The 19,289-nt window shown below is 39.0% G+C and carries 14 protein-coding genes and 1 pseudogene; 7 read left to right on the forward strand and 8 right to left on the reverse strand.

The genetic code is table 11. The features are described from left to right. Positions 1-229, forward strand: a 229-nt coding sequence (locus ENH88_RS01935; protein ID WP_349768640.1) for a transposase, incomplete at its 5' end; no start/stop codon positions are given. Between the two features lie 395 nt (positions 230-624). Here ENH88_RS01935 and ENH88_RS01940 read toward each other — a convergent pair. Together ENH88_RS01940 and ENH88_RS01945 are read right to left on the reverse strand one after the other, a co-directional pair. Beyond that, positions 625-3,399: a TonB-dependent receptor gene (locus ENH88_RS01940; protein ID WP_304178892.1), complete on the reverse strand. Its 2,775-nt coding sequence runs from the start codon at positions 3,397-3,399 to the stop codon at positions 625-627. Between the two features lie 247 nt (positions 3,400-3,646). Beyond that, complete coding sequence (locus ENH88_RS01945) at positions 3,647-6,034, reverse strand: DNA polymerase II (RefSeq protein WP_304178893.1); 2,388 nt, start codon at positions 6,032-6,034, stop codon at positions 3,647-3,649. A 60-nt stretch (positions 6,035-6,094) separates the two neighbouring features. Here ENH88_RS01945 and dinG point away from each other — a divergent pair, with 60 nt between their 5' ends. From dinG to ENH88_RS01970, 5 genes are all read left to right on the forward strand, one after another. Next, a complete protein-coding gene (dinG, locus tag ENH88_RS01950) occupies positions 6,095-8,170 on the forward strand; it encodes an ATP-dependent DNA helicase DinG (protein ID WP_304178895.1) in 2,076 nt (691 codons plus the stop codon). Next, positions 8,170-8,946, forward strand: a complete 777-nt coding sequence (locus ENH88_RS01955; RefSeq protein WP_304178897.1) for a sulfite exporter TauE/SafE family protein — start codon at positions 8,170-8,172, stop codon at positions 8,944-8,946. Before dinG ends, ENH88_RS01955 begins: the two co-directional genes overlap by 1 nt. Before the next feature lies 1 nt (position 8,947). Then, positions 8,948-9,568 carry a primosomal replication protein gene (locus ENH88_RS01960; RefSeq protein ID WP_182767869.1) on the forward strand — a complete coding sequence of 207 codons (621 nt, stop codon included), beginning with the start codon at positions 8,948-8,950 and terminating at the stop codon, positions 9,566-9,568. Between the two features lie 222 nt (positions 9,569-9,790). Continuing rightward, positions 9,791-10,063, forward strand: coding sequence for a late competence development ComFB family protein (locus ENH88_RS01965; RefSeq protein ID WP_304178900.1), 273 nt, complete (start codon positions 9,791-9,793; stop codon positions 10,061-10,063). Beyond that, positions 10,056-10,223 carry a DUF2496 domain-containing protein gene (locus ENH88_RS01970; RefSeq protein WP_304178902.1) on the forward strand — a complete coding sequence of 56 codons (168 nt, stop codon included), beginning with the start codon at positions 10,056-10,058 and terminating at the stop codon, positions 10,221-10,223. The genes ENH88_RS01965 and ENH88_RS01970 overlap by 8 nt, the downstream gene beginning before the upstream one ends. 32 nt (positions 10,224-10,255) lie before the next feature. On the opposite strand, the gene ENH88_RS01975 is transcribed toward ENH88_RS01970, so the two are convergent. The 3 genes from ENH88_RS01975 to ENH88_RS01985 form a co-directional block, all read right to left on the reverse strand. Next, the gene (locus ENH88_RS01975; protein ID WP_304178904.1) at positions 10,256-11,290 is read right to left on the reverse strand and encodes an isoaspartyl peptidase/L-asparaginase family protein; all 1,035 of its coding nucleotides are present in this window, start codon (positions 11,288-11,290) and stop codon (positions 10,256-10,258) included. Positions 11,291-11,414: 124 nt separating this feature from the next. After that, the gene (locus ENH88_RS01980; RefSeq protein WP_304178906.1) at positions 11,415-12,119 is read right to left on the reverse strand and encodes a SapC family protein; all 705 of its coding nucleotides are present in this window, start codon (positions 12,117-12,119) and stop codon (positions 11,415-11,417) included. Positions 12,120-12,508: 389 nt separating this feature from the next. After that, positions 12,509-13,207: a SapC family protein gene (locus ENH88_RS01985; protein ID WP_304178908.1), complete on the reverse strand. Its 699-nt coding sequence runs from the start codon at positions 13,205-13,207 to the stop codon at positions 12,509-12,511. Between the two features lie 63 nt (positions 13,208-13,270). On the opposite strand from ENH88_RS01985, the gene ENH88_RS01990 reads away from it, so the two are divergent. Further along, on the forward strand, positions 13,271-14,275 hold the full coding sequence (locus tag ENH88_RS01990; protein WP_304178910.1) for a cupin-like domain-containing protein: 1,005 nt from the start codon (positions 13,271-13,273) through the stop codon (positions 14,273-14,275). Positions 14,276-14,323: 48 nt separating this feature from the next. Here ENH88_RS01990 and ENH88_RS01995 read toward each other — a convergent pair whose 3' ends face one another. From ENH88_RS01995 to ENH88_RS02005, 3 genes and pseudogenes are all read right to left on the reverse strand, one after another. Continuing rightward, positions 14,324-16,975 carry a TonB-dependent receptor gene (locus tag ENH88_RS01995; protein ID WP_304178911.1) on the reverse strand — a complete coding sequence of 884 codons (2,652 nt, stop codon included), beginning with the start codon at positions 16,973-16,975 and terminating at the stop codon, positions 14,324-14,326. Positions 16,976-17,960: 985 nt separating this feature from the next. After that, a complete protein-coding gene (pgl, locus tag ENH88_RS02000) occupies positions 17,961-18,671 on the reverse strand; it encodes a 6-phosphogluconolactonase (RefSeq protein ID WP_304178913.1) in 711 nt (236 codons plus the stop codon). A gap of 2 nt (positions 18,672-18,673) precedes the next feature. Then, positions 18,674-19,289 (reverse strand): annotated as a pseudogene (locus ENH88_RS02005) (glucose-6-phosphate dehydrogenase); the annotation flags it as partial.

A 19,289-nucleotide genomic window follows, 5' to 3' on the forward strand; every position in this document is an offset into this window, starting at 1 on the left:
AGATGCTACGCCATGTGGACGGCACGCAGTGGTTATTGTTGATCGCGCAAGCTGGCATATGGGTAATGTTGATGAAGGGATTAAAAATGTGTCGGTGATACCGTTGCCTCCTTATTCACCAGAACTTAATCCGGTTGAGCAAGTAAGTAGGGCGTGGAATGTGTTTCGTTCAAATATTACTAACGTTAAGCATATGTGCTTTAGAGCATGGACAAATTTGATCACTTAATAAATAGTATTGGTATAATATTGTGCTCTCAAAAGAGAGTAATAGATAAAAACTCGGGATCGGCGTCAAAAAGTTTTTAACAAAAGGCAAAAACATGCTTAGTTATTGAACGATTTTAATTCGAGAATAGAGTGCGGAATGACAGATCAAATCGTGTATTTAGTGGTTATGAAGAAATAGTCGAACAGGTATCGCAAGCGTGGAATAAATTCATCTCAGTTCCTGATACGGTTAAAAGCATATGCTCTAGAGACTGGATAAAATTGACTTAATCTTTATGCAGATTGGTATAACCCCTCAGCTTTGCGAAAAAAATGCCAGTCGGTTTTAAACTGACTGACATTAGATTTATAAAACAGGTTTATTTCTGTCTAATTAGATAAAATGCTATCTAATTAAAATTTATATTGACCTGATAGATAGAAAGTACGGCCATAAGAGTCCGTATAACGAGGATCATAACCAACTTGGTGTCCAGCACCACCGGTACGAAGACTTAGATCTGGCGCAACATCAAATAAGTTGTTGATACCAAAAGTAACGGCTGCTTGATCTGTTATGTCATATTTTGTTTGGTAATCAACTTTAGTATAAGAAGATATTTCCAATTGAACATCCGCACAATCACCCAATGCATCCTCTACTGTAACACTACACTTACTAGCAGATTGGAATTGGTCCATGTAACCTGAGCGGTAGTTAACTGTAAAGTTATTATAGAAGTCACCAAGCTCTAAGCCTAGTTGAAGTTGTGAAACAACTCTAAAAGTTACAGCATTGTTATCACCAAACTGTCCCATACTAGTAATCCAATCATCAGTAGTACCAGGGCGTGTATATTGGCTTTCAATCATATAAGTACCAGTCCAACCTAGGCGGAATGTACCAATATCAAGATCAACCTTCTTATTTAAATCCCAATCAATACCTGATGTTTCAGAAGAACCAACATTAACACTTGCTTGAACAATCGCAAGTTCATCTACACCTGTTAACACGTTAGTTTTATATGAGAATAAATCATAATATCTTTCAGAATCTTGAAAAATTTGTCCTTCGGTTAAGCTTGTTACCAAATTTTCCATGTCAACTGCCCAGTAATCCATGCCAAAACTGAAATCACCATTTGGAGCATAGAAGAAACCAACAGTGTATTGTTTAGAGGTCTCTGCTTTTAAGTTTGGGTTACCTTGAGTATAAACATTATACTGAGATCTTCCTGGTTTACACCATGCTTCTTTTGGATCTCCAGTTCCCTCGAAAGGACAAACATAAGTATCACTTGTTACACCAAACTCAGCTCTTGGTTGACCAATATCTAACATTGATGGAGCTTTGAAACCCGTTCCATAAGAACCACGAATTAACAAGTCATCAGTTGCTTGCCATTTCGCAGTTAACTTATATGTTGTATCAGAATCACCGTCATTAACAGTAACTTGATTTAGATTATCTTCAACAGAACCAACATCGTCATATCTTAATGAAGCTGATACTTCTAAGTTATCTAACACAGGCATAACTAATTCTGTGAATGCGCCCCAAACATTTCTTGAGAATGAATATGGTGTATCAGCACTTAAGAACAGAATGATTGAGTCTTGGTTCGCAGGAGATAAAGTATTATCAAAGTCGTATGTACGATAATCAGCGCCGTAAGCGATATAAACTTCACCGCCACTAAGTTCAAATAAAGGCATAGAAGCTTTTGCATCAAGACCTTTCATTTCAGTAGAACTGTTTGACCAAGGACCGCTATATACAATTCCAGAGTTAGCAACTTCTTCCGAAGTTACAGTGCCTTGTGGTGCAAAAATATCGATTTCACCTGAAGCAACGGCTCCTCCAACCTTACTACCAATTAACCAACCTGTTGGATAGTTCTGATCTGTATCATTTTTTGAATAAGTAAAGGCAGTCTCAAAATCAATTTCATCTGCGATGATTCCTTCAACTCCGACAACAAAATGAGTCGATTTAGTATTCCACTCAGTTGTACGGTTGCCTGCAGGCAGCGCTCGCCATACTCCTAAAGCAGAAGATACATCTGCAGATGTGTATCCATCAAGTAAATTAGGCTCTAAATATTGATTATAAAGAGGAGAGCCTACAGGGATAGGAATACCACCTGAAGGGTAAGGAGCAATTCGAGTTGTCATTGAATAGTCAGAATAACTACCTTCTACGAACGCTTCTATATCATCAGTAACTGAAAATTTACTATTTACCATGAAGCTATCACGTGAGCTCTCAGGCTGAATTTCAATCGTTGTTGTGTAATCGAAGAAACACCAATCGCCTACAGGAGAATTATCCTCAGCACATTGGCCATTTTGCTCTTGGTAAGGATTAAACTGATGAACTGTACCATCGGCGTAATTTACTTGAGCGTTACCAGGAATTGCATTAGGAGAACCGTTAAAGAAATATAGGTTTCTGTTATTATTCTCAAATTCTATGATCCCCGTTTTAGCAAAATCACGATCAACAGCAGCTAGGCGATCTTTTTCGTCATGGCTATATGAAAGAACCACACTAAAGCCATCTTTATCAAAATCACCAAAACCCGTAGTAATACTACCATTCCAAGAATCACCGCCGCCTTCTTGAGTTTTGCTAACACGGCCAGTAATTGTAGTTTCATCTACATCATCTTTAAGAATAAAGTTTACTACGCCCGCAATTGCATCAGACCCATATAATGCGCCGGCGCCATCTTTTAGTACTTCAACTCGCTTAATCGCACTTAAAGGAATTGAGTTTAAATCTATTGTGCTACCCGAGCCACGCGGAGCTAATCGGCGTCCATTTAATAAAACAAGTGTATACTGAGCGCCTAAGTCATGAATTGATGCTGTAGCTATACCACCACCGCCACCGCCAACTGAATCAGATGGTGTCGTAAAACCTTGCATAGACGGTAGTTGTTGCATTAAGTCTGCAACATTATCAACACCTGTTCTCTCAATATCAGCTGTAGACAATACAGTTACAGGAAGAGCTCCTTCAAGGTCTGTTCTTTTAATTGCAGAGCCTGTAACTTCAATTCGCTCTACTTTTTCTACACCTTCATCTTCTGCAGCAAATGAGCTGGCAGAAAACGCAGCTGTTGATACTGCACCAAAAGCGATCGCTAAGCGAACTGCTTTTGAAACTTTATTATTTAACATTTGATTCTCCCTGGACCACTATATTGTGGATTATTTTTATATAAATTATCGCAAGCAACAAACACATTTTGTTACTGCTCTCGGATATTAAACAAAAAAAACCACTTTTGCCAAGTTTTGTTTACCTATTTTTAAACAAAAAAACAAAATAAATGATAAAAATGTAAAAAAAGACTCGATACGAACGAAAAACGAACAAAACATCCAAAAGCAAAGTAAATTAAAGTTAAAATAGTATCTGGAACTTTTAAAAAAGGTTTTTTTGTTTCACATTTAGATAACCATTTGTCAAATCTAAGGCATTGAATATCATTTCAGCTATTGGTTTTAGTTGCTTTTCGACGTATACGTTGTAGTCAAACTGATACTCAGTTGCTGGTACTTGCTCTATATATAGCTCTGCGCCTGATTTTGTATACACATACTCAACAACTTGCCCTTTACTGATCACAAATTCAGGATGAGTTGCTTGGTATTTTTTTACTGCTTGTACTTGCGGCGGGATGTTCTTTTGGTAATCAATTAAATGTTGGCCGAGTCTTTTTCTGTAAACAAGTTTATTGTCAAACTCTCCTGCGTATAAACGCGTAATGTAACTTTCAATAATGGGTGTTAACATTTCAACAGTAAAACTGTCGCTGAATAAAGTTTCAAACAGTTCGGTTTGAAATTCATGGGCAAGCTGGGTCCAGTCACTGCGCGCAGTTTCCATCCCTTTGAAAATTAATTGCTTTTCACCATCTTTTTGCACTTGACCAACATAACGCTTTTTTGAACCGGTGGTTTTGCCACGGATAGTTGGCATAAAGAATGGGCTATAAAGTGTTTCAAATTCTATTTCTAAATAACTTTGTGTCGCGAAGCGCTGTTTTATTGTTTGCTGCCACTTTTTATTGATCGTATTAGCTAATTGCTTGCCGATTTCTTTACAACTTGCGGCATCTAGATCGTCGGGTAAACTGACAAATGTTGAATCGGTATCGCCATAAATAACGGTGTAACCAAGCTCTTCAATCCACTGTCTGCTGGTTTGCATGATTTCATGGCCACGTAAAGTTATGGAGCTTGATAAACGTGGATCGCAAAAACGACATCCTTTAGATCCTAACACGCCATATAAACTGTTCATGATGATTTTTATAGCTTGCGACAGCATGGGTTGATCAGTGTTTTTTGCGTGTTGCCTTGATGAGGCTAACTTTTTTATTAAATTAGGAAGGTGATGCTCAGTGCGAGAAAAAAATGCGTCTTTAAAACCGGCTATCGCGTTGTCTGGATCTGCTAAGCCGCGAATTAGCCCAAGCGGATCAATACAAAACGTTTGCATAATTGATGGATACAAGCTTTTAAAATCCAACACGATGACATTTTTATACAGCCCAGGAATTGACTCCATCACAAAACCACCAGGACTTTCAAACGATAAACCATGATCGCCTAAGTTCGGTGCAACATAGCCACTACGATGCAATAACGGTAAATATAAGTTAGTAAATGCAGCCACTGAGCCACCCATTCGTTCCAGCTCAAGCCCTGTTAATTGCGTGCGAACAATGGCAAATTCAATCAGCTTTAACTTTGCAAAGATACGATTAACTAACACGCAATCTTGACGGTTATAAGCTGCAAGCGAGAGTTTATCTTCATTGAATTGACGAATAATTTCGCTCAAGCGGTTATCGCTTTGGATTAACTTTTTCTCGCCTAGTATTTTATGACTCACATTCGCAAGTGAAAAACTATCAAAATGATAAGTAGCATTTTTTAGCGTATCAATGCCATCGACCACACAGCGCCCTGGCAGGGTTAAACGGGTAAAATGCCCCTCGCGTATTTGTAGTTGACCATTACCTCGACCCAGCAATAATTTAACGCCTAGCGCCTCAGCGCGCCGATTAAGTACATTAAAATCAAATTCAATGACGTTCCAACCAATAATAATGTCTGGATCTACTTGTTGTATCAGCTGTTGTAATTGAGTCAGTAAATCAATTTCATCATGGCACCATTGGATTGCTTGTTCGCAATGCTCAGGTTCACCAACCATAATTACGCAATCAATTCCCTCTCCCACTAAAGCGACAGAAAACAACACTCCCTCACCACTGCATTCAATGTCCAATGACAGCGTTTTAAACTGTGGTGTATACGGTTCAGCGGCTTTTAACTGCGCGTTATCAATTTGAATATAACCTGCTTGCTGAGTTACATCACCGGTCACCCACACCCCACCACGAATAAAACGTTCCATTAAAAAACGGTCGCTGTGGCGTACATCTCCTTCGTACACTGTGATCTGGTTTTCGAAAGATTGGCTTTCTAAAAGCTGTCTTGCTTGATATAACGCTTGCGAGCTTGAAAAATAGCAAGCGATGCATTGTTCACCACTAAAGTGTTTGATAGCAACATCTTTAAATTCAACATTGATGTTGTGCTTTAAAAACAACTGTTCAGCAAGAGCATGCTGATTTGCTGGAATAAAAAACACCGCCTGTTGATTTGGCACTAGCACTTTTATCGGCCCATGATCTGAGCTTAGCCAATAACACAGGGTGATCCCGCTATGGCGGCTATACTTATCAGCGGCATATTGTTGCCTAGAAAGTATAAAGCCTTGATAGATTGCTTGTGTCAATGTTCGATCCCAATTAATATACAGCACTGTAATTATATACATACTTTAGGTTATTCACCCATGCTTTCTGATGCATTAAAAACGACGATAAGAAAAATTCACAAGCATGTGGCCGATAACCTCAGTGATTATCGCCCTCGCAGTAGCCAAAATTACTTAGTAGCCGAAATTGCCAAAACACTGGCGGGCGAGTACCACAAAAAACAACGAATTTGCGTTATTGAAGCAGGTACTGGTACGGGTAAATCGCTGGCTTATTGTTTAGGCGCGTTACCACTGGCGCTTGCGCAAAAAAAGAAGTTAATTATTTCGACCGCCACGGTAGCACTGCAAGAGCAATTGATAAGTAAAGAACTGCCCTTTTTTAAAAAGCATTCAGGCCTTGATTTCAAGTTTGATTTAGTCAAAGGCCGCCAGCGCTACCTATGTGCTCACAAACTACATAATGCGGTCAATGGTGATAATCAAACGCAAATGGAGTTTATGCCTACGCTTACTTCGCCACTGAGTGCAATGGAAACCAAATGTTTGCAGCAACTCTATGATGCTTATACTAATAAAAAATGGCAAGGCGATCGAGACAGCTGGGCAGATACCATTCCTGATCGCGTGTGGGGACTCATTGCTTGTGATAAACATGCTTGTCAACGGCAAATGAAAGCACATCAAACCTGCCCTTTTCAGCTTGCTCGCCAACGCTTAATGCAAATGGATGTATTAGTGATTAATCATTCATTATTATTGGCTGATCTTGACTTAGGTGGCGGGAAAATTTTGCCCGAGCCAGATAATAGTATCTACGTCATTGATGAAGCCCATCACCTTGCTCATATTACGCGTGACTTTTCATCTGCCGCAGCCACCATTAAAGGCACCATTGATTGGCTTGATAAACTCACTAAATTTAGTGGCAAAATGGCCAAAGTATTAGTCGGTCAAAAAGCCATTGGGCAAAACTTTAAGCTTTGTGACAGTATTAATGATGCCAATAAAGACTTAAAAGTTGTTCGCGATATTTTGGATAATGCCGATTTTAACTATTCAAAAGACGATACATACCGATTTGAACATGGTGAAATACCTGAATCGTTGCACACTAAAGCCAAAGATATCAGCGAAGCCACCCTCGATGCCCTGCGCTGCTTAAATAAAATGCACGATACCTTAGTACAAGATGTCAGTGATGGTGATATCAAACCCTATGTTGCCGATCCTATTTTAGGCGAAAGCGGTCATTACATTAATCGTTTAGAGCAACTAAATAAACTGTGGTATAGCTATGCCACCAAGGGGGAAGGCACACCACATGCGCGTTGGATCAAGCGTTTAGAATACAAAAATCATCACGACCATCTACTCAGCGATTGCCCTATTGAAGTTGGCTACTATTTAAAAGATAAACTGTGGCGACAATGCGCAGGCGCGGTTTTATGCTCAGCAACCCTGACTGCGCTTGGTTCATTTGATCATTTTGCTTACGAAAGCGGCCTGACTAAAGAAGAAGGTGTAAAATACTTGAAAGTGCCTTCTCCGTTTGATTACCCTAATCAAGCCACCTTGCATATACCCACCTCACACATCGAGCCGACGGATAAAGAGTTTAGTGATCATCTGGCCAAAGTATTGCCGGATCACTTAAATACACAACACGCTAATTTAGTGTTGTTTGCATCTTACTGGCAAATGGATCATGTAGTAAAAGCCTTGCGCGCTAAAAACCTCGATATTTTAGTGCAAGGTGAAATGTCACGTGAAGCACTGTTAAAGCAACACACAAAGAATATAGATGCGGGCAAAGGCAGTATTTTATTTGGCACCCAAAGCTTATCCGAAGGGCTAGATTTACCCGGTAAATACCTTGAGAACTTAGTGATCACTAAAATCCCATTCGCGGTGCCCACCTCCCCCATTGAAGAGGCACAAGCAGAGTTTGTACAAAGCAAAGGCGGCAATCCATTTTTATCTATCACAGTGCCTGATGCGGCCAAGAAATTAGTGCAAAGCTGTGGTAGACTGCTGCGTAAAGAAAACGATCAAGGCCGTATTACCATCCTCGATCGCCGTTTAGTAACCAAGCGATATGGCAAAGCCATGCTTGACACATTACCACCCTTTAAAAGACAAATAGATTATTAATGTTTGAACTTGCACTAGACCCAACAACTTGGGCACTTCTTTGCGCCGTAGCGCTTGCCGCAGGCTTTATAGACGCAGTGGCCGGTGGCGGCGGTATGTTAACTGTCCCCGCACTTTTGACTGCAGGCCTGCCCCCCCATTTAACACTCGGTACTAATAAACTCGCCGCGAGTTTTGGCTCACTCACTGCAAGTGTGACTTACTTTCGTAAGCAACTATTTAATCCTCGATTCTGGGCCGCTTCAATTATCGCAACCGCCATTGGCGCGTTAATTGGCACACTAATTGTTGATTACCTTAGTATCGGATTTTTAAACAAGCTATTACCCATCGTGATTATTCTAGTCGCTTGTTATAGTTTGTTTGGCAATTTAAGCACGGTAGAGCACGATGATCTTCCACCATTGAATAAAGCAACTAAAATAAAACAATGGTTGCAAGGCTTAAGCTTAGGCTTTTTTGATGGGCTGGCAGGCCCTGGCACCGGCACTTTTTGGACTGCGTCAAATAGCTTACTGTATAAAATGAGTTTACTGCTAAACTGTGGTTTAGCCCGTTCAATGAATTTTGTGTCAAATTTTGTATCTCTTATAACGTTTGTCGCACTTGGCCATGTTAACTTTTTACTCGGCATTACTATGGGCTTCTTTTTGATGTTTGGAGCCTGGCTTGGCGCTCATTCAGCAATTCGGTTTGGCAGTAAGTTTATTCGCCCAGTTTTCAATACTGTGGTGATAATTTTAGCGTTAAAACTAATTTACGAGGCTTATTTATAAAATGCGAACAGCTTCTTTTGATAAGCTTTGCCAACAGGTTGCAACCTTAAAGCAGCATGCTGAGCAATTTGATAAAGCCAAGCTATTTGCTAAAAACCGTTATATGCAAGCGCAACCCAGTTTATTTGACCGTGGGGTGTTTACTACTAAAAGCATGAAATTAGTTGATTATGTGTTAGAAATTGAAGATGAAGTTAATAGCCTTCCACCACTGGAGCGTCGCCATGCTCATAATTATGCTTTAGAGCGGATCGGTAATCAGGTACAAGCCGTATTTAATGTTATAAAATCTACGCCGATTTGGGAAAAAGAAAATAAAAGCACTTACAAAGCCCGCAGTAAAACATTCAATAAATCGGCACCTTACCAACAAGCCGTAAAACAAATTATGCAACCCGCCCATGAGCTGTATGACGAACTTAAACAAAATCACGAGTTTGAGCGCCGCTTAGTACTGATGGTTGAAGAATGTAAGTTAAGAATGCAAAACGTGGGTCCTGTAAAAGCCAAAGCTATTAATTTAGAGATCCTTGCTCTTCATGGCCGCCTTGGTCGCTGCCGTAAGGCAATATCTGCCACTGAGGAAAAAATTCAAATAGTAGAAAAACAACAGTTACGCTAGCTTTATCACCCACTCTACTCTGCGCTTGTACTAGCTACACAGCTACACGCCATTGTTTTCAATTGCTAAATATCAATTACTTAAACACACGATTACTGAACTTGGGTTTTCGCAGCACACCACAAAAGCAAACATGATGCTGCTTTTTTAAGCGATTGTCGATTTATACCCACACTTGGTATAAACTAAAAACAGCTCAATACCACTAAGGTAGATAACACAGTGCGATTACATGACGATATACACAATTACTATGAAAAAGTTATGATTGAAGAAATCATTAAACGACAACTTGAAAAGCACTATAGTGAAGACGTAATGGCTGATTTTTGCTGTACTGTACTAAACCAACTACCCGCCCGTTACATTCGCTATGATGTGGATATGGAGTTTTACTTACCGCAGGTTGAACGCATTCATATGGAGGAACGAGTAAATATCGCCATTGATGTAGCAATCAGCCAAATAGCGAAAAAAAGGGCCGAGCATGAGTAAAGAGTTAACCCAAGCACCTACACACGTAAAACTAGCCGTAGACTTAATTATGCTGCTTGAACAACATGAAGTTGCCGCAGATGATGTGCTCAAAGCACTTGAGATCATCAAAAGCGATTATGAAAAAAAACGCCTAGAGCTTAACACACAGCCAGCATAGTTTACTGGCTGTCGAACATCGACATAATCGCATTATTCGTCTTTAAAAATTGCTACATAGGTCGCTTGCGTATTTGTTTTGCTGGCCCGGTACATACCACTGGTATTAAACGGTAAACTGATATTGCCTTTATTATCAACAATAATCACACCACCGGTGCCACCTATCGGCTTCAGTACATCGTTAATTACCTCATCGCCTGCTTGGACAATGGTTTTATTTTGATATTTAACTCGTGCGCAAATATCAGCCGCGACATTATAACGAATGAAATACTCGCCGTGGCCAGTGGCAGACACTGCACAGGACGTATTTTCAGCAAAGGTGCCAGCGCCAATCACCGGGGCATCACCAATGCGACCAAAACGTTTCGCTGTCATACCACCGGTTGATGTACCCGCCGCCAAGTTACCGTTTTTATCAAGCGCAACAGCACCCACCGTGCCCATTTTATAATTAACCGGTAACGCCTGATGTGCAGCCTGATAATCTTTACTGGTCGCTTTGGCTTTGTCTAATTTTTCTTTGGCTTTTAGCAAGGCTTTATAGCGGTTTTCTGTATCAAACAGGTTATTTTCGACCAATGGCACGCCCTGCTCTTTGGCAAATTCTTCAGCACCTTGACCACTGAGCATCACATGCACCGATTCTTCCATCACTAGCCGTGCTAAGTTAATGGGATTTTCTATATGCTTAACCCCAGCTACAGCACCCGCTTGGCGATCGCGACCATCCATAATTGACGCATCTAATTCATGGCTACCATCGTAAGTATAAACAGCGCCACGTCCGGCATTAAAATACGGTGAATTTTCTAACACGTTGATTGCGGCAGTGACTGCATCGAGACTTTCACCGCCTTGTTCAAGCACTTTATAGCCAGTTTCTACCGCTTCTTTGAGTTTAGAGCGATAAGCTTGTTCTTGCTCTGGAGTAAAACGGCTTTTTTCAATCGTGCCCGCACCGCCATGAATAGCGATAGCGAAAGGTGTACTGGCACTGATAGCTAATGGACTTAACGTTAAGCAGCACGCACTAATTAATGCGCTAAAAAGTGACTTGTTCATACAGGTAACTTGTGTTGGAAGTAAGTACCTCCAATGTGAATAAACTCAAGCTAAATTACAACCCTAACCAGATAAAAGATACAAAAAAAGCGCCCAAAGGCGCTTTTTTAATACTTCGTTTAAATTACGCTTGTTGCGCTTTTAAACGTGCTAAACGCGCTACTTGATGTGTAGACGTTAGGAATGAGTAAATTGGTGCTAGGTAGCCACGCTTACGAAGCTCTAAAAACTCTTCGTCGTTTAACTCATTAAGCTTTTTCTCATCAATAAGGTAGATCCCATTGATGTCTTTTTTCTCGCCTTTGATATCAACTGTCAATGTTTGTGCGACTAAAAGCTCTTTATCAGCAAGGTACTTAGTGAATGCTTCAGTTACATGAGAAAACTCGATGAATGATACTAGCGCTTCTTTACGACGTTTTAAGTAATCAGTTTCTTCGCCGTTTTCAAATAATGCATTCCCTTCAGCTTCACCCACTAATGAGCTTGCTTCGTCAATCACGATACCGTATTGATCTTCTTGTGGGTGTTTAACTAATCCAAGTGGGTAACGTGTTGTTGCCATAGGTGCAAATGCTGCAGTCCACTTACCATCTTTTACAAAAAGGTTTTCGCCTGGTTCTAAACCAAACATTGCTACCGCTTGAAATTGACCGGTTTCGTTGTTTTTCACGAAAGACATAGGAAACTCATTTGCTACACGCGCAAACTCATGTGCAACAACTGGCACTAAGTGTTGAGTTTTTAAAAATTCTACATTGATGCCGTTTTGAATTTTAGTGTTGGCATGCTTTTCATTGTGTAAAGGCTGTACTTGTTGCTCCGCCATGTTACTGCTCCGTTATATATAAGTTTATATTTTTGCTGTTAGTACCCTAAGGCTAAAGGTTTTGACAGCAAAAAGGAAGTGAAAATTTTGTGTCAATTTGCATGCTACCAAGTAAAAATAAGCTCCTCAGATAGTTGAAGACGGATAAAGAGTTTATCGTTTTTTATAAGCTTCATACAAAAGTATATGACCGATAATAACCATCCGTGAAAGCGGGTGAATTAATTAGTTACCATTGAATACTATTAGCTAAATGCCCTAATACTGCTCTTTGTATGGGCTTTATTCAAAGAAGCGACTTAATAAAATCTTTAGCCGCTTTTTTCTTAAATCAAATATATTTTATTTCATAAGAATTGAATTATTGTTAAATTTAATTTTTCGTTATATTAAGTATTTGCAGATAAATCTATAACACGTTGAAATTGACCAAGTGAAACAAGATGCGAGTATATAGCCTCAAGCATCCCTTGTTTTTGTAAAGACAATAAAGACTCGTCATCCAGCGATTTTAATAAATCCCTATCAACAGAATAAAGGCCTGAAATTTGCTTTTTTTGGCCATCGCCTAAATCAAATTTAAAAGAACACTCAGTGAGTAGCCCAAGTTCTACCAGTCGACCGGTAAACTGTGTTGATAACTCCTCTTGTCGGGCAAGTTCTTTTAGTTCAACTTGCTTATGAAGCAAATAGTCAGATGGCTCTCCTAACTCGTCAAATAATGCTTCACCATCATTTTCTGTATTTAATGCAGCTATTTCAACAGCAAGAAAAACTTGACCTTCTGGGGTTTTAGCAAGCGAAAATGGGTGCTTTTTAACATGTTGAGGCACATATATTGCGTTAAACTTACCATCCTTGTAAAAAACATTTTTGCCCGATTCAAGCCCTAAAATAGCAACCATTTTAAATGGGTTCTCATCGTTTGATTTCATAAAACATACAGCAAAGTTGAGTGCTACTTTGGCAATTTCAATAGGGGTGATAGGAACAACATGTTGATCCTTTATATGTGAAAAATTAGCATCAACTTTTACATACTGCCCTTTGTGTTTTTCCACGTTAAAAAATTCAAATTTATCTGACATTAAACACCTATTAATATATTATTATTTACTTAAAAATAACACGTATAAGAGGTAATTTAAAGCATGCAAATAGATAGATTAAGCATTAATAACATCAACAATATACAAGAGTTTTTGTGCACTTTAAATGAGCCAATTATAATCACAGATTTATTTTCTCATTGGCCAAGTGTTACGCTTGCAAAACAATCACCTTTAGTGCTTCTTAGAAGTCTTGTTACTCAAGCATCTGCTGAATTAGTGGATACTTTAATCATTGATAAGCAGTATAAAGGTCTAATTGGTTATACGGATAATAAATTTAAAAACTACACTTTTGAAAAACACAACGCACCACTTATTTCTGTACTTAAAAAGTTAATAATTAATTTTAATAATCAAGGTTCAGATACTATTGCAGTGCAAAGTGCATTAATAAATGAATGTTTACCTGATTTTTGTATTAAGAACCCTGCACCTAACTTTTTAGCCAACGTTCCTCCTCGTATCTGGCTAGGCAATGCTGCTACGGTTCCTGGACATTATGATATTGAGCATAATATAGCCCTAAACCTTTGTGGTAAAAGAACTTTTTATTTGCTACCTGCAAATGAGATAAAAAACCTTTACGTAGCACCCATTGATAGAGCAGTGGCTGGCCCTGCAATCAGCTTAGTGGATTTTGAAAACCCTGATTTTGAAAAGTACCCAAAGTTTAAAGCCGCAAAGGAGAAAGTGTTAACTGCAACTTTAGAGATCGGTGAAGCTCTCTATATACCTCCACTTTGGTGGCATAATGTAAAGGCCATTGATCCTGTTAATATACTCGTAAATTATTGGTGGGATCCAACGTCTACAAAATCGGATCTAGGATTAGAGGCAACAGATAGTTTATTACATAGTATATTAACACTTCGTAATTTGCCTGAATCACAGAGACGTGCTTGGCAAGCCCTTTTTTCTCATTATGTATTTGAGAAAACAGATGAGTTTAAAAATAAAAGTAATGAATATCACGGTATTCTTTCAAACTCTCATGAAAGTCTAAAGTCCGTTGCAAATGCATTAAAAGAAAGAATGAAGCAGTAAAAATAAAAATGCCGCTATACAGCGGCATTTTTTGTGCACTCTGTTCGATTAGAATCGGAAATTTGCACCTAGTACGAATCTACGACCATTTTGGTAGATAGATAGTACACGATCTTCACTAGTGTTGAACTCAACAACTTTTTCATCCGTTAAGTTTATAGCTTCTAATACAACTGAAATATTTTCAGTTACATTATAAGTTGTACTAAAATCTAGCTGACCGTAGTCATCATTCCAAAGTTCTGTACCTGATGAATGAAGTCCTTTGTACCATTTAGTGCGGTAGTTATACATTGCACGAACAGAAAACATATCATTTTCATAAAATGCAGAAGCATTTAACATGTTTTCTGATGCGCCCATAACTAAACCTGAACCAGGGTTAGCCACATCACGCTCGCCATCATTATTTGCATCTGTGTATGTATAGTTAGCAGACACACCAAAACCATTACCTAAATCATACTGAAGTGAAGCTTCTAAACCTGTTGTAGTACCACCCGCTCCATTTGCAGGACGAGAAACTGTTGCTGTAACCCAGCTAGCCGTTTGCTGATCATAAAAATCTTGCGAAGATGTAGCAGTAGTTTGGTAACTTTCAATATCTTTATAGAATAACGTCACAGCGAATAATGACGCATCATCAAAATAGTATTCCCAAGCGGCATCAAACTGGTTTGCTATTTGTGGAGCTAGGTTAGGGTTACCGGCTTGTGCTGTAGGATTAGTTTCTCCTAAATCACCAGGCGCTGTAATTGGCGATATATCAAAGAAGTTAGGACGAGCCATTGTTCTAGCTGCAGAAAGGCGCACAATTTGGTCTTCTGCTAAGTCATATGACAAGTTAAAGTTAGGTAAAATCTCTGTATAGCTGCGAGATTCAGTAACCCATTCAAGTGTTGTTGGTGTTAAATTTGCATTTTCACCTGGATTTTTAACTGTTAATAGACCAGCTGAATCAGAAGAGAATAAGTAACCTGAAGAGTCTTGATCTGTTCTAGCTACACGAATACCAATATTACCGCGGTAATCATCGCCAGAAAAATCTCCTTGTACATAATAAGATGTTTTCTTTTCAACTACTTCAAAGATCTCACCTAAGTTTTTATGTACAGCATAAGAGGCATTTGGACCTAAACCAAGTTCTATCATTTGAGCGCTGTTATGCGTTAATTGTTGCGTAATATCACCATTAACAACATCCGCACCTACGCTATCACTACCGACAGCAAGATCACACTTCGCTAAGGTATTACATTGCGAAGACAAGATCTGAGTCATGTAATCAGGGCTTGTACCATCAGTTGCAACACCCCAATGCCAGCTATATGCATTTCTGTCTTGTGTACGTTTTTGATCGCGATATTTCACACCAAATTTAACAGCTGTGAATGCACCTAATTCTACAGGTACATCAAAGTCAACTTGTCCATATGACTCATCATCAGTTGTTGGTTTATTACCACCCCAAATCCAACCACCATTAAATTTAGAAGGATCAGTACCATCAACCCCAGCATTTACTGTTGGTGTTGAGCCTGTTAAATCGAAGTTATAGTCACCTTGTCCACCATATTCCCATGATGTTTCATTTAAAGTACCACCTTCAGCTGCAGTAGTACCTAACTCAACATTCATAGAGAAAGAATCAGTTGCAAAATCAACATCTAAGTGAATTGAGTTTGTATCTGTTTTTGAAATACGGTTGATGTGATTCCAACGAACATCGCTACCACCAGTGCCTTTAACTGCATTACTGCCTACGTATGTTAAGTCAGCTCCTGCGCCAGGATTCATAAGTAAGAAATTAGAGTTAGTGTTATTAACATCCATTTTCGAATCTAAGATATTTAATGTTGCGCTAAAATCATCAGAAGGTGCGAACTGAATTGAACTGAAGAAAGTTGTTCTTTCACGATCTTGACGAAAAACAGGAACGCCCATAGTACGCGGCGCGTAAGTACCGTCAGCTGAGTTTGCATCCCAACCTAGTACTTCAAAACCTTCACGACGAACTGTACGGTCAGATTTTGAACCTGAGATCAAAATACCAAACTTTTCGTCTTCGTTTTTCCAAGAATAAAAACCTTCAACTAATGGATCATGTTCTTCTGATGATTCTGAATACTGGCTCTGTAATGTGATATGAGCCGTGCCAGAATCTAAATCGAGTGGTTTACGAGTTCTTAAAATAACAGTACCACCAATTGAACCTTCATCTAAGCGAGCTTCTGGTGATTTGTATACTTCAAGGCTACTTACTAGTGAAGAAGGGAGCATAGTAAAGTTAAAACTACGTGATGGGTTATCAAGTATAAACCAATCCGCTGTACCTACGTTTTGACCATTCAATAAAGTACGGTTTTTAGTCGGATCAGAACCACGAACAGTAATTTTCTCACCTTCACCAAACTCACGGCTAACACCAACACCTGTAATACGTGAAAGTGATTCAGCAACGTTTTTATCTGGGAATTTACCAATATCTTCTGCAGTAATTGAATCTACAACCGCGTTTGCAAAGCGTTTGTTGTTGATATCGGCTTTCGCTGAAGCGCGAATACCGCGTACTTCAATGACTTCTACGTCTTCTTGAACTTTTACTTCATCAGCTGCGAATACAGCACCAGTGAAACCGGCACTCATTACAAGACCGATATTTACTGCTAATAAGCTTTTTTTAAAATTTTTAGCTAACACAGGATTCCCCTTGAATCATTTTGTTGGTTTTATTTATCACTTCTGCCCAGTGATGATGACAGCGTTGTCATCTAGTAACAAACCATACACTCTAAATTACAATTGTGCTACATCTTTTTAGTCATATTGTGTAAAAAAATAGCTATAAAAATACTAACCAATTGAATATTAATAGATTAAAAAATTAGAGTTTAGAAATTGTTACAGTTTAACGGCGTGAATATAACATGAATAAGTTTGAAAAGAGAAAAGCAAATATACTCTTTTGGGGAATTTTATGATCTTTGCTAAATCTATGTGTAAAAAAAACGTTCCACTTTATTCTCAAAAAGTGGAACCAAACTCATTAACTAGTGATGATATTAGCACGATTGGGGAATTACAAATGCATCACTTAAAACTGATTTCAACAGATAAATTAGGGCAAATAATTCATCTAAGGGAAGTAAAGATAAATAGTTATCAATACCAATGACAGCGTTGTCATTTTTAAATTATAAAGAGCTATGCTACTTATGTCTACCTTTATTTCTAAGTACTTTATTCATTACGGCTAAATATCTCAGGGATTATTTTATTCTTACTGTTCAGCTCATTAAACCTTTCACTCCTTGGTAGCAACGGGTTCTATTTTATAAAACTACTTGATGGCAATGCCATTAAATGAATGAACGGTTATAGCACGAGGTAAAAAGCTTAAAACCTGACAAAAATCAGGGTATATCGCTGCTCGCTATAAATGATTTTTAGCTCGATTGCATGAATATGTGTTAATAAATAGGTGTTGCCTGAGGGTTAAATAAAGAGTTCAAGATCTGCTGCTGAGTGATATGTTGACGAGGTATTTCTAGCTGCTTGGAATTTACCCTGACAAATATAAACAACAATTACAATGTGAAACCGCTGCAATGACAATACCCTTTATTGACGGATACAAAAATGCAGACTTATAGTCTGCATTTTAATGTGTTGGGTAATTATCTAATTATGGCGCCCAATACACTTCAATATTAATAGTTGGGTGATTTAGCACGGCACGTAATGGCATATCATTTACATCACCACCGGCTTTGGCCGCTTTATAAACAGCGAGTTTTTCTTCACCACTGATCAATAGCTTAACCACTTTAGATTGCGCAATCGCAGCCAAAGTTAAGGTCATACGTTCAGTAATACTGCCAGTTACATCACTTTCAATTGCATTGATTGCACAGACTAAGTCTGATGTGGTTAAACCACACTCAAGGCCATCCGCATGCGGAAATAATGAAGCAGTATGGCCATCCGGCCCCATACCTAAAATAGTTACATCAAATGGGCGCTTTAGTTGTTGATAAGCGGTTTCACATTCGCCATTACCCTGCTGAGCTGTCTCGGCATTGTTTTTCATAGTAATGAAATTAGCTGCTGCGCCATGGTTTTGTAATAAGGTGCTTTTTATAAACGCCTCATTACTTTTATCATGCCCAGCATCAACCCAGCGCTCATCAACCATTGCAACATCTATTTTCGCCCAATCTAACGCTAAATTAGACAAATGTTTATATGCAGGCGCTGGTGATGAACCACCAGATACCATAAGTACGGCACGGCCATCAGCTTCAATACCGCTGACTAAACTTTGCTCAATCGTTGCTGATAACTCTGCGGTTAATGCATCTTTTGAATCAAAAAATTTCTCTACGATGGTTGCCATTGTTATGCCTTATCGCCAGTGTTAAACCAAACATGATTGTTTTCAGCTAACAATTCGTCAGCATCATCAGGTCCCCAGCTACCAGCACGGTATAAAGCAGGCTTACCTTTTTCTTGCCAGCGCTCGATAATTGGATCAATCCATTTCCAAGCTTGACGTACTTCATCACGATGGATAAACAGTGATGGATTATTTGCCGCGGCATCGAGCATTAAACGTTTATAGGCATCTGAGTGAAAACCATTACTATAAGCTTGTGAAAGCTCAATATTCATAGTTACCGGCTCTAATTGCATCTCTAAATTATCAAGGCGTTTAGACATCAAGGTTAATTGAATTGTCTCTTCAGGCTGAAGGCGGATCACCAAGCGATTTGGTTCAATATTGCCAACGTTATCACCGTATACGTTGTGTGATACTTTTTTGTATTCAACCACAATTTCAGCGCAGCGTTTGGCCATGCGTTTACCTGTACGCAGGTAAAATGGCACGCCTGCCCAACGCCAGTTATCAATATGTGCACGAATGGCGACGAAAGTTTCTGTTTTACTCGAACCTTCATTTAGCTCTTCAAGATAACCTGGGACAATTTTGCCATCCAAATCACCCGGTACATAT

Origin of the sequence: Pseudoalteromonas prydzensis, from assembly GCF_011050055.1 — a bacterium.
Classification (GTDB): Bacteria; Pseudomonadota; Gammaproteobacteria; order Enterobacterales; family Alteromonadaceae; genus Pseudoalteromonas; species Pseudoalteromonas prydzensis_A.